Source organism: Streptomyces sp. MP131-18, assembly GCF_001984575.1.
In the GTDB taxonomy this organism is placed as follows: domain Bacteria; phylum Actinomycetota; class Actinomycetes; order Streptomycetales; family Streptomycetaceae; genus Streptomyces; species Streptomyces johnsoniae.
The window spans coordinates 4,964,003-4,977,884 of sequence record NZ_LZNS01000001.1; the positions used below are offsets into that span (position 1 = coordinate 4,964,003).

Below are 13,882 nucleotides of genomic sequence, written 5' to 3' on the forward strand. Positions count from 1 at the left end.
GGCGACGGCTGAGCGGGCTTCACCAGTTCCGTATCCGCCGCAGGGGAAAGATCGAGAGGTAACAGCGCCCCTCGCTCGCGACTGTGGTGCGCATGCCGCGCGAGTGCGACGAACGGACCGCTGTGGTGGGGGCCGGCGGGTCCTGGGCATGCCCCGGCGAGTGGTGCCGCGGCTGCGCGGTGCTCCGCCGGGGCCTCGCGAGGCGGTCGGCGGCGCGCGAGGCCGCGTGCCCCTCCCCCGCGGCCGGTCGGGTTGTGAGCACGACACGGGCGGCGGGGGAGGGGGGTCCTGATGCCGGGGTGTGATTCCCGGGGGATCAGCAGCCGTTGAGGATGCCGGTCAGTGCGCTCTTCTCGGCGGAGTCGACGGACAGGCCGTAGTGGTGCTTCACGTGGACCCAGGCGCGCGCGTAGACGCAGTGGTAGCTGCCCCGCGGGGGCAGCCATTCGGCCGGGTCCTGGTCGCCCTTGGACTGGTTGACGTTGTCGGTGACGGCGATCAGCTGCGGGCGGGAGAGGTCGTTGGCGAACGCCTCGCGCCGGGAGGTGGTCCACGCGTCGGCGCCGGAGTCCCACGCCTCGGCGAGGGGGACGAGGTGGTCGATGTCGACGTCCGAGGCGGCCGACCAGGTCGCGCCGTCGTACACGGAGTACCAACTGCCGCTGACGGCCGCGCAGCTCGAGTCGGTCTCGACGTTGCTGCCGTCGCGCTGGAGCACGACCTCGCGGGTGTTGCAGTTGCTGCCCTGGGAACTCCAGTGGGGGAAGAGGTCGCGGTCGTAGCCGGTGCGGTCCTCGGAGGTGACTGTGAGGGAGGCGAGGTAGGAGCGGGCGGTGGCCGCGCTGACGGGGGTGGGCAGTGCGGCCTGGGCCGCGGGGCCGGTGAACAGCGCGGCCAGGGATATGAGACCGGTGAGGGCGGCGAGCACACCAAGGCGTCGACGCGCGTAGATCCCGCGCGTTGCGCGGGTACGGCGGAGGCGGATCACGCGAACTCCCTTGAGGTGGGGGTGGGTTCGGCTCGGCAGAGCCGCGTGGTCGTGCGTTGGCCATCATCGTGGAAAAACGTTTCTGCGAGGCGTGCGTCAGGTAACGGATTGGCGGCATGCTCACGTCACCGCCGAATTTCCGGGCGGCGCCGGGCCGTTGCGGGCGGGAACGGCGGGTAGCGTGGGTCGGCCGACCCGAAGGAGGGGCATCATGCCGAGAAGCCGTGAGCACGCGTACGACGTCACCGTCACCTGGACGGGCAACACCGGTGAAGGGACGGTCGGTTACCGCGCATACACGCGCGACCACGACGTGACCGCGCCGGGCAAGGCGACCCGGTTGACCGGGAGCGCGGACCCGGCGTTCGTCGGCGATCCGGAGCGGTGGAACCCCGAGGAACTGCTGGTGGCCTCGCTCTCGCAGTGCCACATGCTGTCGTACCTCGCGGTGTGCTCGCTCAAGAAGGTCGTCGTCACGGCCTACGAGGACGTGGCCCGCGGCGCGATGTCGGAAACGGCGGGCGGCGGCGGCCGTTTCACCGAAGTCGTGCTCAACCCGGTGGTGACCGTCGCGGAGGAGTCGATGGTGGAGGCCGCGACGGCCCTCCACGAGGACGCCCACCGCATCTGCTTCATCGCCAACTCGGTCAACTTCCCGGTCCGCCACGCCCCGCGGATCGTCGTCGCCGGCGGCTGAGCCGGTCTGTCAGTGGCGGCTGGCAGGATCGCCGCCATGAGGGATCACTCCGCGGCGATCGCCGGCTACTGGGACGCTGCTGCCGCGTCGTTCGACGAAGAGCCTGATCACGGCCTGCGCGCCGATGCCACCCGGGCGGCGTGGGCGGCCCTGCTGCGTTCCTGGCTGCCCGCTCCGCCCGCCGAGGTGCTCGACGCGGGCTGTGGCACGGGTTCGCTGTCCTTGCTGCTCGCCGAGGACGGGCACCGCGTCGTCGGGGTCGATCTGTCGCAGAAGATGATCCAGCGGGCCCGTGCCAAGTTCGCCGCCGCGCAGGTCGAGGGCCGCTTCCTGGTGGGCGACGCTGCCGTGCCGCCGGCGGACGGCACGTCGTTCGACGCGGTGCTGTGCCGTCATCTGATATGGACCTTGCCCGATCCCGTGGCCGCGTTGCGGGAGTGGGTCGCACGGCTGCGGCCGGGCGGCCGCCTGGTGCTCGTCGAGGGCCGCTGGGGCCGGAGCGGGGAGGGCTCGGCGCCGTATGCGGACGGTGCCGGCGGGCTGCCCTGGCAGGCCGGGGTCGGTGCGGCGGATCTCGCGGCCTGCGTCCGCCCCTTGGTGGCCGGGCTGCGGATCGAGCCACTGAGCGATGTCCAGGACCTGTGGGGTGGTGCGGCGGTGAGCGATGAGCGTTACGCCCTCATCGGCGAGGCGGGCGAGATCCGCGGTTGAGTCGTCCGGCCCGCGGGGCGGGGTGTTCGCCGCACCGCGTGTGAACGTGTGAAGGCGCCTCGCCCTGGTACTCGGCGGACTCGGACCGATGCCGGGTGAGATGCCGGGCGAGGCGGGCGGCCACCCGGGGTGACGGCCCGGCTGCGGGGCGCGGGCGCGTACCCTTGAAACCCCCGGCCCGCGGCGCGTGCCGGGTGTTTCGGGTTGCCCGGCGGCCCTCCGCGGCCCGCCCATCCCGCCTCCGCCGTTGCCCGTTACCCGTTGCCGAGAATCCGCAAGCCACCGGATGGAATGACCTCATGAGCCTGTACGGCCTGCTCGACGCCGTATCCGAAGAGTCCGCACTCGCCGAGGCGGTCGGCGCCGCCGCCGAGGGCGTCCGGCGCCATGTCGATCTCGTCGGGCCGCCCGCGGCCCGCCCCTTCGCGGTGGCCGCGCTGGCGCGCTCGGCCGGGCGGCCGGTCCTCGCCGTCACCGCGACCGGGCGGGAGGCCGAGGATCTGGCGGCGGCGCTGCGTTCGCTGCTGCCGCCGGACGGCGTCGCGGAGTACCCGGCGTGGGAGACGCTGCCCCACGAACGGCTCTCGCCGCGCGCCGACACCGTCGGCCGGCGGCTGGCCGTGCTGCGGCGGCTGGCGCACCCGAGCGCCGACGATCCGGGTGCGGGGCCCGTTTCGGTCGTGGTCGCGCCGGTCAGGTCCGTGCTCCAGCCGCAGGTGGCGGGGCTCGGCGATCTGGAGCCCGTCAGTCTGCGCGGCGGCGGGAGCGCCGACCTGGCCGACGTGACGGAACGGCTGGCGGCCGCCGCGTACACGCGCGTCGAACTGGTGGAGAAGCGCGGCGAGTTCGCCGTCCGCGGCGGCATCCTCGACGTCTTCCCGCCGACCGAGGAGCATCCGCTGCGCGTGGAGTTCTGGGGCGACGACGTCGAGGAGATCCGTTACTTCAAGGTCGCCGACCAGCGTTCCCTGGAGGTCGCGGAGCACGGTCTGTGGGCGCCGCCCTGCCGCGAGCTGCTGCTGACGCAGGAGGTCAGGGCGCGCGCCGCGGAGCTGGCCAGGAGCCACCCGGAGCTGGACGAGCTGCTCGGCAAGATCGCCGAGGGCATCGCGGTGGACGGCATGGAGTCGCTGGCGCCCGCGCTCGTCGACGATATGGAGCTGCTGCTCGACGTGCTCCCGGCGGGCAGCATGGCGGTCGTCTGCGATCCGGAGCGGGTCCGCGGCCGGGCCGCGGACCTGGTGGCCACCAGCCAGGAGTTCCTCCGGGCCTCGTGGGCCGCCGCCGCCATGTCCGACACCGGCGAGGCGCCGATCGACGTCGGCGCGGCCTCGCTGCGCGGCCTGGCCGAGGTGCGGGAGCGGGCCGCCGCGCTCGGGATGCCGTGGTGGTCGGTGTCGCCGTTCTCGCCCGATCTGGCGGAGGAGTCGGAGGAGGACAGCCTGCGGCTCGGCATGCGGGCGCCGGAGACCTACCGCGGCGATACGGCGCGGGCCCTGGCCGACACGAAGGGCTGGCTGGCCGAGGGCTGGCGCGTGGTGTACCTCACGGAGGGGCAGGGACCGGCCGCCCGCACCGCCGAGGTGCTGGGCGGGGAGGGCATCGCGGCCCGGCTCACCACGCCGCTGAACGGGGAGATCGCGCCGTCGGTCGTGCACGTGGCGTGCGGCGCGGTCGAGCACGGCTTCGTCGCGCAGGGCCTGAAGCTCGCGGTGCTCACCGAGACCGACCTGACCGGCCAGAAGGCGGCGGGCCGCGAGGGCGCGCGGATGCCGGCGCGGCGCCGCAAGACGCTCGACCCGCTCACGCTGGAGCCGGGCGACTACATCGTGCACGAGCAGCACGGGGTGGGCCGCTACGTCGAGATGGTGCAGCGCACGGTGCAGGGCGCCACCCGCGAGTACCTGCTGGTCGAGTACGCGCCGGCCAAGCGCGGGCAGCCGGGGGACCGGCTGTTCGTGCCGACCGACCAGCTCGACCTGGTCACCAAGTACGTCGGCGGCGAGGCGCCCTCGCTGCACCGGCTCGGCGGGGCGGACTGGACGAAGACGAAGGCCCGCGCCAAGAAGGCGGTCAAGGAGATCGCCGCTGACCTGATCAAGCTGTACTCGGCGCGGATGGCGGCCCCCGGCCACGCGTTCGGGTCGGACACGCCGTGGCAGCGGGAGCTGGAGGACGCGTTCCCCTATGTGGAGACGCCGGACCAGCTGACGACCATCGGCGAGGTCAAGGAGGACATGGAGAAGTCCGTGCCGATGGACCGGCTGGTCTGCGGTGACGTCGGCTACGGCAAGACGGAGATCGCGGTGCGCGCCGCGTTCAAGGCGGTGCAGGACGGCAAGCAGGTCGCGGTGCTCGTACCGACGACGCTGCTGGTGCAGCAGCACTACGGCACCTTCTCCGAGCGGTACGCGCAGTTCCCCGTGAACGTGCGGCCGCTGTCGCGCTTCCAGTCGGAGGCCGACGCGCGGGCGGTGACCGAGGGGCTGCGGGACGGTGCGGTGGACATCGTGATCGGCACCCACCGGCTGTTCTCCTCGGAGGTGAAGTTCAAGGACCTCGGCCTGGTCATCGTCGACGAGGAGCAGCGGTTCGGCGTCGAGCACAAGGAGCAGCTGAAGAAGCTGCGGGCCAATGTCGACGTGCTGACGATGTCGGCCACGCCGATCCCGCGCACGCTGGAGATGGCCGTGACCGGCATCAGGGAGATGTCGACGATCACCACCCCGCCGGAGGAGCGGCACCCGGTGCTGACGTTCGTCGGCCCGTACGAGGAGCGGCAGATCGGCGCGGCGATCCGGCGGGAGCTGCTGCGCGAGGGGCAGGTCTTCTACATCCACAACCGGGTCGAGTCGATCGACCGTGTCGCCGCGCGGCTGCGGCAGATCGTGCCCGAGGCGCGGATCGCGACGGCGCACGGGCAGATGGGCGAGTCGGCGCTCGAACGGGTCGTGGTCGACTTCTGGGAGAAGCGTTTCGACGTGCTGGTCTCCACCACGATCGTGGAGTCCGGCATCGACATCTCGAACGCCAACACCCTCATCGTGGAGCGCGGCGACACGTTCGGCCTCTCCCAGCTGCACCAGCTGCGGGGGCGGGTCGGGCGCGGCCGGGAGCGCGGGTACGCGTACTTCCTGTACCCGCCGGAGAAGCCGCTGACGGAGACCGCGCACGAGCGGCTCGCCACGATCGCGCAGCACACCGAGATGGGCGCGGGCATGTACGTGGCGATGAAGGACCTGGAGATCCGCGGCGCGGGGAACCTGCTGGGCGGGGAGCAGTCGGGGCACATCGCGGGCGTCGGGTTCGACCTGTACGTGCGGATGGTCGGCGAGGCGGTCGCGGACTACCGGTCCACGCTGGAGGCGGGCGGCGGCGAGCCGGAGGAGTCGCTGCTCGAGGTGAAGATCGAGCTGCCGGTCGATGCCCACGTGCCGCACGACTACGCGCCGGGGGAGCGGCTGCGGCTCCAGGCGTACCGGTCGATCGCGGCGGCGAACACGGAGGACGACATCCGCGCGGTCCGCGAGGAGCTGGCCGACCGTTACGGCCCGCTGCCGGAGCCGGTGGAAAACCTGCTGCTCGTCGCGGGCCTGCGGATGCTGGCCCGGTCCTGCGGCGTCACGGACGTCACGCTCCAGGGCAGCCGGATCAGATTTTCGCCGGTGGAGCTGCGGGAGTCGCAGGAGCTGCGGCTGAACCGGGTGTACCCGGGCTCGGTGATCAAACGTGCCACCAAGCAGGTTCTGGTGCCGCGCCCGGCCACGGCCAGGATCGGCGGCAAGCCGGTGGCCGGCCGCGACCTGCTCGCCTGGACCGGCGAGTTCCTGACCACGATCCCGGGCTCGTAGGGGCGTCCCGTCCCGGCGGGGGCGCGGGCCGCCGGGACGAAGCCGAGGGGTGCCCGGGGCTCAGAGCGGGATCTCCCAGATGGCCGGGGTGGAGTCGAACTCCAGTGCCTGCTCGATCTGGACTTCGAGCGCGGCGGCGTCCGGCGGGGCGTCGAAGGCGTAGTCGGCGCTCGCCGTCCTGCCGGGCAGCAGCTCGCCGTTGAAGCCGTTGCCGACGGTGTCGTCGTAGATCTCCTCCGCCGTCACGCCCTCCGCCCCGGCCCGCGCGGTGGCCAGGATGAACGTGGTGTCCACGGCCTCGGAGCCGTTGTTCGCCAGTGACACGGTGACCGAGTACGCCGCGTTGCCCTCGGTGTGGCCGACGGCCCAGTCGGTGGGCGTGTAGGGCTCGGCCGCCGAGACGGTGATCTCGAAGCCGCTGTCGTAGACGGCGGTCTCCTCGGCCGCGAACAGGCCGTCGTCCGTCTCCTCCGACGTTTCCTCCGTCGTCTCCTCCGCCGACTGCCCTTCGCCGTCATCGTCGGTGCCGCCGTCCTCCTCGGCCTGTTCGCCCTCCGCGCCGCCCGAGCCCGTGGCGCTCTCCGGGTCGTCCTCGCTCGAACAGGCGGTGAGCCCGCCCAGGGCGAGTGTCGCGGCGGCGGCGCCGGCGAGGGCGAGCATGCGCTGCCTGGCGAAACGGGGTGCGGCGGTCTTGGACACGAGGATTCCCTCTCCTGAAAGCAACTCTGAATCAACCGGCCCTCCTTGGGCTGGCGCGGTCAATCAGAGCATAGGCTGTGAATCGAGTCAACGCGCATTTCGGTGGGCACGGTGGTGCTTCCCGTGTATCGGTGTGGACACCGGCACGGGTAGGGTCGGAAGACCGCCACAGCTTGAGGACACCCCGACGAACGGAGGCCGCCACGTGCCCGGGCAGCACAGCGAGGTCACCGCCGCCGGAATCGCCCGTCTCGCCGGGGTCGGCCGCGCCGCCGTCAGCAACTGGCGCAGGCGCTACGACCACTTCCCCCGCCCCGTCGGCGGCACCACGACCAGCCCCACCTTCTCGCTCCCCGAGGTCGAGCAGTGGCTGCGCGAGCAGGGCAAACTCGCCGAAGTGCCGCTGCGGGAGCGGCTCTGGCAGCTGGTCGGCGACGACCCGGCCGGAGCCGCCGCCGCGCTGGCGCGCACCGGCGAGCAGTACCTGGCCCAGAGCGCCGCGACCGAGGGACCCGCGCTCGCCCGCGCCGCGGCGGCCCTCGCGGTCGAGGAGGGCCCCGCCCCCGCGTACGAGTTCCTCCTCGCCCGCCACCTCGACGCCGGCGCCCGCCAGCTCACCCTGACCCCGCCGGAGACCGCCGCCCTGATGGCCGCGCTCGCCGGCCCCGCCGACTCGGTGCTCGACCCGGCCTGCGGCCCCTGCACCCTGCTGGCCGCCGCGCGGACCGCCGCGGGCGCGCCGCCCGGCGAGCTGTACGGCCAGGAGACCGATCCCGTCCTCGCCCGCCTCGGCAGCCTGCGGCTCGCCCTGCGCGGCACGACCACCGTCCAGGTCCGCGGCGGCGACACCCTGCTCGCGGACGCCTTTCCCGGCCTGGCCGTCGACGCCGTGCTCTGCCACCCCCCGTTCAACGAACGCAACTGGGGCCACGACCAGCTCATCTACGACCCGCGCTGGGAGTACGGCCTGCCCGCCCGCACCGAGTCGGAGCTGGCCTGGGTCCAGCACGCCCTGGCGCGGCTGCGCCCCGGCGGCACCGCCGTCGTACTCATGCCCCCGGCCGCCGCGTCCCGGCGCACCGGGCGGCGCGTCCGCGCCGCCCTGCTGCGCCGCGGCGCGCTGCGCGCCGTCGTCGCGCTGCCCGCGGGGGCCGCGCCCCCGCACAGCCTCGCGCTCCACCTCTGGGTGCTGCGCAGGCCGGGCGCCGAGCCGGCCGCCGATCCGCGGCTGCTCGTGGTCGACACGGCGACGGCCCACCGCGCGGCGGGCCGCGCCCCGCTCGACTGGCCGGCGCTGCACCGCACCGTGCTCGACGCCTGGCTCGCGTTCGACCGGGACGGCGACGTCGCGGAACGTCCCGGCATCCACCGCGCCCTGCCCGTGATCGACCTGCTCGACGACGAGGTCGACCTCGCTCCTGGCCGGCACCTGCCGCCGCCCGCGTCCGCCACCGGCGCCGCCGGGCTCGCCGCCGTGCGCGAGGACCTGCGGGACACGCTGCGCCGCACCCACGACCTGGCCCCCGGGCCAGGCCGCGCCGACCCGGCCGAGGGGGCCCACTGGTCCACCGTCACCATCGGCGAACTCGCCCGCACCGGCGCCCTGGAGATCCACCCCCCGCCCGCCGCGCCCGCGCCCGCGGCGGGGGACGTGCTCGTTCCGCTGCTGCTCCAGGGCGCCACGACCCGCGTCATCGGCGCGGAAGAGCCGGCGCCCGCGGCGCCCGACCGGCACACCTGCCTGCTGCGGCCCGACCCGGGGGCGCTGGACCCGTGGTTCCTCGCCGGCTTCCTGCGCGCCACCGCCAACACCCGGCAGGCCGGCAGCTACGCCTCCAGCTCAACCCGCGTCGACGTGCGCCGCCTCAAGGTGCCGCGGCTGCCGCTGGCCGCCCAGCGCCGCTACGGCCGCAGGTTCCGCGAGCTCGCCGCGTTCGAGGCGGCCCTCGACCACGCGGCGGACCTCGGCCGCCGGCTGATCCAGGGCACCGTGGACGGCCTGACCGGGGGGACGCTGCCGCCCGGGGACTGAACTGCCGCCGCGCGGCGGGGATATCATCTGCACCCCGACCCGAGGATCGAACGGGCACCCGAACGGGCCCGAGGGGGAGTCTGCTGATGTACGGCCCGCCGCCCCTGCGGCCCAGGACCGGCGCCAGGGCCCTCGTCGTGCGCTGGCTTTTCGCCCTCTTCCCCATCGGCTCGCTCGGGCTGCTCGCCTGGGTGCCCTCGCTCCGGTTCGCCGTGCTCCGCGGGCGCGGCACCGACTGGGCGGTCTTCTGCCTCTTCTGCTCGCTCACCGTCGCCGAGGTGGTGCTGATCAGCGCCGTTCCCGACGACGAGAGCAACCTCAGCGCGTTCGCCGGTTTCTACGCGCTCGCCTACCTCGTCGGGGCCACCGTCCACGCCGTGCGCGCCGACCGCTTCCCGCGGCGGGCCGCCGTGCCGCCCGGCCACGTTCCGCCGCCGCCCGCGCACCGGCCGGTCGCGCCGCGGCCGCACCCGGGGGCCGCCGCCGCGCCGCGGGCGGCGTCCCCGCGCATGCGCCAGGTCGCCTCGGAGCTGGACGAACTGGGCGCGCTGCTGCGCCGGCAGGAGGGCAGGTGACCGGCCGGCTGCTGGCCGGGCGCTACGAGCTGGCCGAGCCGCTGGGCAAGGGCGGCATGGGGGAGGTGTGGTCCGGGCACGACCGTTCCCTCGGCGGGCGCCGCGTCGCGGTGAAGCTCCTGAACGCCGGCCGGCTCGCCTCCCTGTCCGGCACCAGCGACCCCGAGGAGCTGCGCCGCCGCTTCCTGCGCGAGGCCCGCGTCACCGCCCGCATCGACCACCCGGGCCTGGTGGCGGTGCACGACGCGGGGCAGGAGGGCGAGGAGCTGTTCCTCGTCATGCAGCTCGTCGACGGCTGCGGACTCGGCGACCACCTGGCCGAGCACGACCCCTACCCGTGGCCGTGGGCCGCGGCCGTGCTGGCCCAGCTCTGCTCGGCGCTCGCCGCCGTGCACGCGGTGCGGATCGTCCACCGCGACCTCAAGCCGGGGAACGTCATGATCCGCCCGGACGGCCGGGCCACCGTGCTCGACCTCGGCATCGCCGCCGTGCGCGGCGACGGTGAGGACACCCGCCTGACCCGCACCGGAACGCTGCTCGGCACGCCCGTCTACATGGCGCCCGAGCAGGCCGTGGGGGACGTTCCGGTCGGCCCAGGCGCCGACCTGTACGCGCTGGGCGTCATCGGCTACGAGCTGCTGACCGGCCGGGTGCCGTTCACCGCCCCGAACGCGGCCGGGCTGCTGTACAAGAAGCTGCACGAGGAGCCGGTGCCCGTGGCCCGCCTGCGGCCGGACGCTCCGCCGCAGCTCGCGGCGCTGATCCACCACCTGCTGGCCAGGTCCCCGCAGGACCGCCCCGCCGACGCGCACCAGGTGTTCGCCGTCCTCGCCCCGCTGCTGCCCCCGCCCGCGGGGCACGCGCCGGGCGCGGACGGTGGTGCGGGGGGTGGTGCGGGGGGTGTGCCGCTCGATCCGACCCGCCCGTTCCGCTACCCGATGGCGCCCTGGCCCGCGCCGCGGCCGCGCGAACCGGACATGTCCACCGCGCTGGAGGAGATCAAGCACCTGCTGGCCCTCGGCCAGTACCCGCAGGTCGCCGGTCTGCTCAGCCGCACGCTGCCGATCGCGGTGGGCCGGTACGGGGAGGGGTCCGCGGTGGTGCGCAGCCTGCGCAAGCAGTACGCCGCGACGCTGCTCGACATCGGGCGCTACGCGGAGGCGCTGCCCGAGATCCAGCGGCTCGCCCACGAGTTCACGCTGGAGAACGGGCCCTACGACGCGGTGGTGCGGCAACTGCGGGCCGACGAACAGCTCTGCCTGCAACAGCTCGGCCACGCGCCGTGATTCAGGCTCCCCCGCCAGGACTCGAACCTGGACATACGGTACCAAAAACCGCAGTGCTGCCGATTACACCACAGGGGATGGTGAATTGGGCCGGTTGTTCCCATTGATCGGACTGCCCGCCCGACAGGACACACTATGCCAGCACGCCGGGGCCCGGTGCGACGGCATCACCCTGGGCGTCATGGGCACGGCAACGTCCTGAGCGCTGCCGCCGCGGTGGCGGCCCGTGCCCGCCGGAGCCACGGTGAGTGGCCGCTTCCCCGACCGGAAAAGCGGTGGCCTCCGCCCGTAGTCTGGTCGTCATGACAGCGACGGGGGCGGCCACGGCGGAGGGGAGCTTCGAGCTGGGATGGTGGACGCGCCGGCGCAGCGTCGCGCTCGACGGCGCGCTCGCCCTGGCGTCCGCGGCCGAGTGCGCGGTCCAGGGAATCGGCTTCGCCGAGCGCACCGGACTGCCCGTCTGGCTCGTGGTGATCTCCGGAGCCATGGCCGGTCTGGTGCTGATCGTCCGGCGCCGCTGGCCGCTGGCCGTGATCCTCGTCTCGGTCGCCGTACTGCCCGCGAACATGGGCGGCATGCTGGCCCTCGTCGGCCTCTACACACTTGCCACCACCGAGGCGCCGCGGCGGATCATCGCCGCGCTCGCCTGCATGGAGGGCGGTGGCGTGGTCATCGTGAGCTACCTGCTGCTCGACCAGGACCCCGCCCTGCGGGAACAGGCGCTGCCCGCGTGGTTCCAGCCGCTCGTCTCCGTTCTCTTCGGGGTGGCCGCCGTGCTGCCCCCGGTGCTGCTCGGCATGTACGTGCGGGCCAGGCGGCGCCTCGTCGAGACGCTGCGGGACCGCGCCCACGGGCTGGAACGCGAACTGTCGCTCCTCGCCGACCGCGCCGAGGAGCGCGCGGAGTGGGCGCGCGAGGAGGAACGGCGGCGCATCGCACGCGAGATGCACGACGTCGTCGCACACCGGGTCAGCCTGATGGTGGTGCACGCGGCGGCGCTCCAGGCGGTGGCCGCCAAGGACCCGGACAAGGCCGCGCGCAACGCCACCCTCATCGGTGACATGGGACGGCAGGCGCTGACCGAGCTGCGCACGATGCTGGGCGTGCTGCGCGCCGGGGAGCCGGCGGTGCGGCCGGACGCCTCCGCCCGCCTGGCCGAGATCGCGGGCTCGGCGAAGGCGCGGCAGCAGGAGGCGGAGGAGCAGGGCCCGTCGCTGACGGAGCTGGCCGTCCTGGTCGACCAGTCGCGCGCCGCGGGCATGACGGTGGACCTCGCGGTGGAGGGCGAGCCGCGGGGCTACGCGGAGCAGGTGGAGTCGACGGCGTACCGGGTGGTGCAGGAGGCGCTGACCAACGTGCACAAGCATGCGGCCGGTGCGGCGGCGCAGGTGCGGCTCGCGCACCGGGAGGGGGAGGTCGCGGTGCTGGTGCAGAACGAGGCGCCGCGGGGCGGTGGCGGGGCGAGCCTGCCGAGCGGGGGCAACGGCCTGGTCGGGATGCGGGAGCGGGTGGCGGCGCTCGGCGGCGGCTTCGTGTCGGGCCCGACGGACGCCGGCGGCTTCCGGGTCTCGGCGGTGATCCCGGACCGGGCGGTGGCGGACGGGGCGGCGGCGGAGGGAGCGGTGCCGGACAAGGCGGTACCGGAGCAGCGGTCCGCCCATGGGTGAGACCGCCCCCGGGCTGTTCGGCACCGCGTTCACGGCCGATCCGTACCCGGCGTACGCGTGGCTGCGCACCAACGCGCCGGTGCACAAGACGGTGCTGCCCAGCGGCGTGTCCGCCTGGCTCGTGACCCGGTACGCCGACGCGCGGCGGGCGCTGGCCGATCCGCGGCTGAGCAAGGACCCGCGGCGGCACCGGGCGGCGGAGCACGCCTCGGGCCGGGTGGGCATCCCGGGTGAGCGCCGCGCCAATGTGATGACGCACCTGCTGAACATCGACCCGCCCGACCACACGCGGCTGCGGCGGCTGGTGTCCCAGGCGTTCACCCCGCGGCGGGTCGCCGCGTTCGAGCCGCGGGTGCGGGAGCTGGCGGACCGGCTGGTGGACGGCTTCGCGGAACGGGGCAGCGCCGACCTGATCGACGAGTTCGCGTTCCCGCTGCCGATCTACGCGATCTGCGACATGCTCGGCGTTCCCGCGGAGGACCAGGACGACTTCCGGCGCTGGGCCGGGATGATGCTGCACACCGCGGGGAAGCGCGGCGGGGTGGGGCGCGCGGTGAAGCGGATGCGCGCTTATCTGGGGGAGTTGATCCACCGCAAGCGTGAGGATCTGGGCGACGACCTGATCTCGGGCCTGATCCGGGCCTCCGACCACGGCGAGCAGCTGTCGGAGGAGGAGGCCGCGGCGATGGCGTTCATCCTGCTGTTCGCGGGCTTCGAGACGACGGTCAACCTCATCGGCAACGGCATGCTGTCCCTGCTGCGCAACCCGGCGGAGCTGGCGCGGCTGCGCGGGGCGGTCGCGGCGGGCGACGAGGCGCTGCTCGCGTCCGCGGCCGAGGAACTGCTGCGGTTCGACGGGCCGGTGGAGCTGGCGACGTGGCGTTTCGCGACCGAGCCGCTGACGCTCGGCGGGGAGCGGGTGGCCGCGGGCGATCCGGTGCTCGTGGTGCTGGCGGCGGCGGACCGGGACCCGGAGCGGTTCGCGGCGCCGGACACGCTGGACCTCGGGCGGGCGGACAACCCGCATCTGGGATACGGGCACGGCATTCACTACTGTCTGGGCGCGCCGCTGGCGCGGGTCGAGGCGCGGACGGCGCTCGCCACGCTGCTCGGCCGCCTGCCCGACATCCGACTGGCCGCGGACCCGGGGGAGTTGCGGTGGCGCGGTGGCCTCATCATGCGCGGCCTGCGTGCACTGCCGGTGGAGTTCAGTCCTCGGTGATGACGCGGAGTCAGCGGTGTGATCTGCGTGTGATCTGCATGGGATCGGCTTGTGATCGTGTGGAGGGAGGGCTAGGTTCCCCTCAACCGCATCACTGTTCGCATGGGAGGCCCATCAGATGCGCTCCGGGACTGGTCGTCATCGTCGTCCGCGA

At 74.1% G+C, this 13,882-nt stretch carries 10 protein-coding genes and 1 tRNA gene; 8 read left to right on the plus strand and 3 right to left on the minus strand.

What is annotated here, in order from left to right:
• Positions 1-316: 316 nt before the first annotated feature.
• Complete coding sequence (locus STBA_RS22555; RefSeq protein ID WP_079252102.1) at positions 317-988, minus strand: HNH endonuclease family protein; 672 nt, start codon at positions 986-988, stop codon at positions 317-319.
• 211 nt (positions 989-1,199) lie between these two features.
• Here STBA_RS22555 and STBA_RS22560 point away from each other — a divergent pair, with 211 nt between their 5' ends.
• The 3 genes from STBA_RS22560 to mfd all read left to right on the plus strand — a co-directional run bounded on the left by STBA_RS22560 (position 1,200) and on the right by mfd (position 6,247).
• A complete protein-coding gene (locus STBA_RS22560) occupies positions 1,200-1,685 on the plus strand; it encodes an OsmC family protein (protein ID WP_077060985.1) in 486 nt (161 codons plus the stop codon).
• Between the two features lie 36 nt (positions 1,686-1,721).
• Positions 1,722-2,396, plus strand: coding sequence for a class I SAM-dependent methyltransferase (locus STBA_RS22565; protein WP_077060986.1), 675 nt, complete (start codon positions 1,722-1,724; stop codon positions 2,394-2,396).
• A gap of 299 nt (positions 2,397-2,695) precedes the next feature.
• Positions 2,696-6,247 carry a transcription-repair coupling factor gene (mfd, locus tag STBA_RS22570; RefSeq protein WP_077060987.1) on the plus strand — a complete coding sequence of 1,184 codons (3,552 nt, stop codon included), beginning with the start codon at positions 2,696-2,698 and terminating at the stop codon, positions 6,245-6,247.
• Between the two features lie 60 nt (positions 6,248-6,307).
• Here mfd and STBA_RS22575 read toward each other — a convergent pair whose 3' ends face one another.
• Positions 6,308-6,946 carry a DUF4352 domain-containing protein gene (locus STBA_RS22575; protein WP_143659554.1) on the minus strand — a complete coding sequence of 213 codons (639 nt, stop codon included), beginning with the start codon at positions 6,944-6,946 and terminating at the stop codon, positions 6,308-6,310.
• A gap of 205 nt (positions 6,947-7,151) precedes the next feature.
• Between STBA_RS22575 and STBA_RS22580 the strand changes: the two genes are divergently transcribed.
• The 3 genes from STBA_RS22580 to STBA_RS22590 all read left to right on the plus strand — a co-directional run bounded on the left by STBA_RS22580 (position 7,152) and on the right by STBA_RS22590 (position 10,839).
• Positions 7,152-8,978, plus strand: a complete 1,827-nt coding sequence (locus STBA_RS22580) for an N-6 DNA methylase (protein ID WP_077060988.1) — start codon at positions 7,152-7,154, stop codon at positions 8,976-8,978.
• A gap of 86 nt (positions 8,979-9,064) precedes the next feature.
• Entirely contained in the window at positions 9,065-9,553 is a 489-nt protein-coding gene (locus STBA_RS22585) for a hypothetical protein (protein WP_077060989.1), read from the plus strand.
• Entirely contained in the window at positions 9,550-10,839 is a 1,290-nt protein-coding gene (locus tag STBA_RS22590; RefSeq protein WP_077060990.1) for a serine/threonine-protein kinase, read from the plus strand. Before STBA_RS22585 ends, STBA_RS22590 begins: the two co-directional genes overlap by 4 nt.
• A gap of 6 nt (positions 10,840-10,845) precedes the next feature.
• Here the strand turns inward: STBA_RS22590 and STBA_RS22595 are convergent.
• A tRNA-Gln gene (locus STBA_RS22595) sits at positions 10,846-10,917 on the minus strand.
• 224 nt (positions 10,918-11,141) lie between these two features.
• Here STBA_RS22595 and STBA_RS22600 point away from each other — a divergent pair.
• Complete coding sequence (locus tag STBA_RS22600; RefSeq protein ID WP_077060991.1) at positions 11,142-12,506, plus strand: sensor histidine kinase; 1,365 nt, start codon at positions 11,142-11,144, stop codon at positions 12,504-12,506.
• Positions 12,499-13,728, plus strand: a complete 1,230-nt coding sequence (locus STBA_RS22605; protein ID WP_077060992.1) for a cytochrome P450 — start codon at positions 12,499-12,501, stop codon at positions 13,726-13,728. Before STBA_RS22600 ends, STBA_RS22605 begins: the two co-directional genes overlap by 8 nt.
• Positions 13,729-13,882 lie beyond the last annotated feature (154 nt).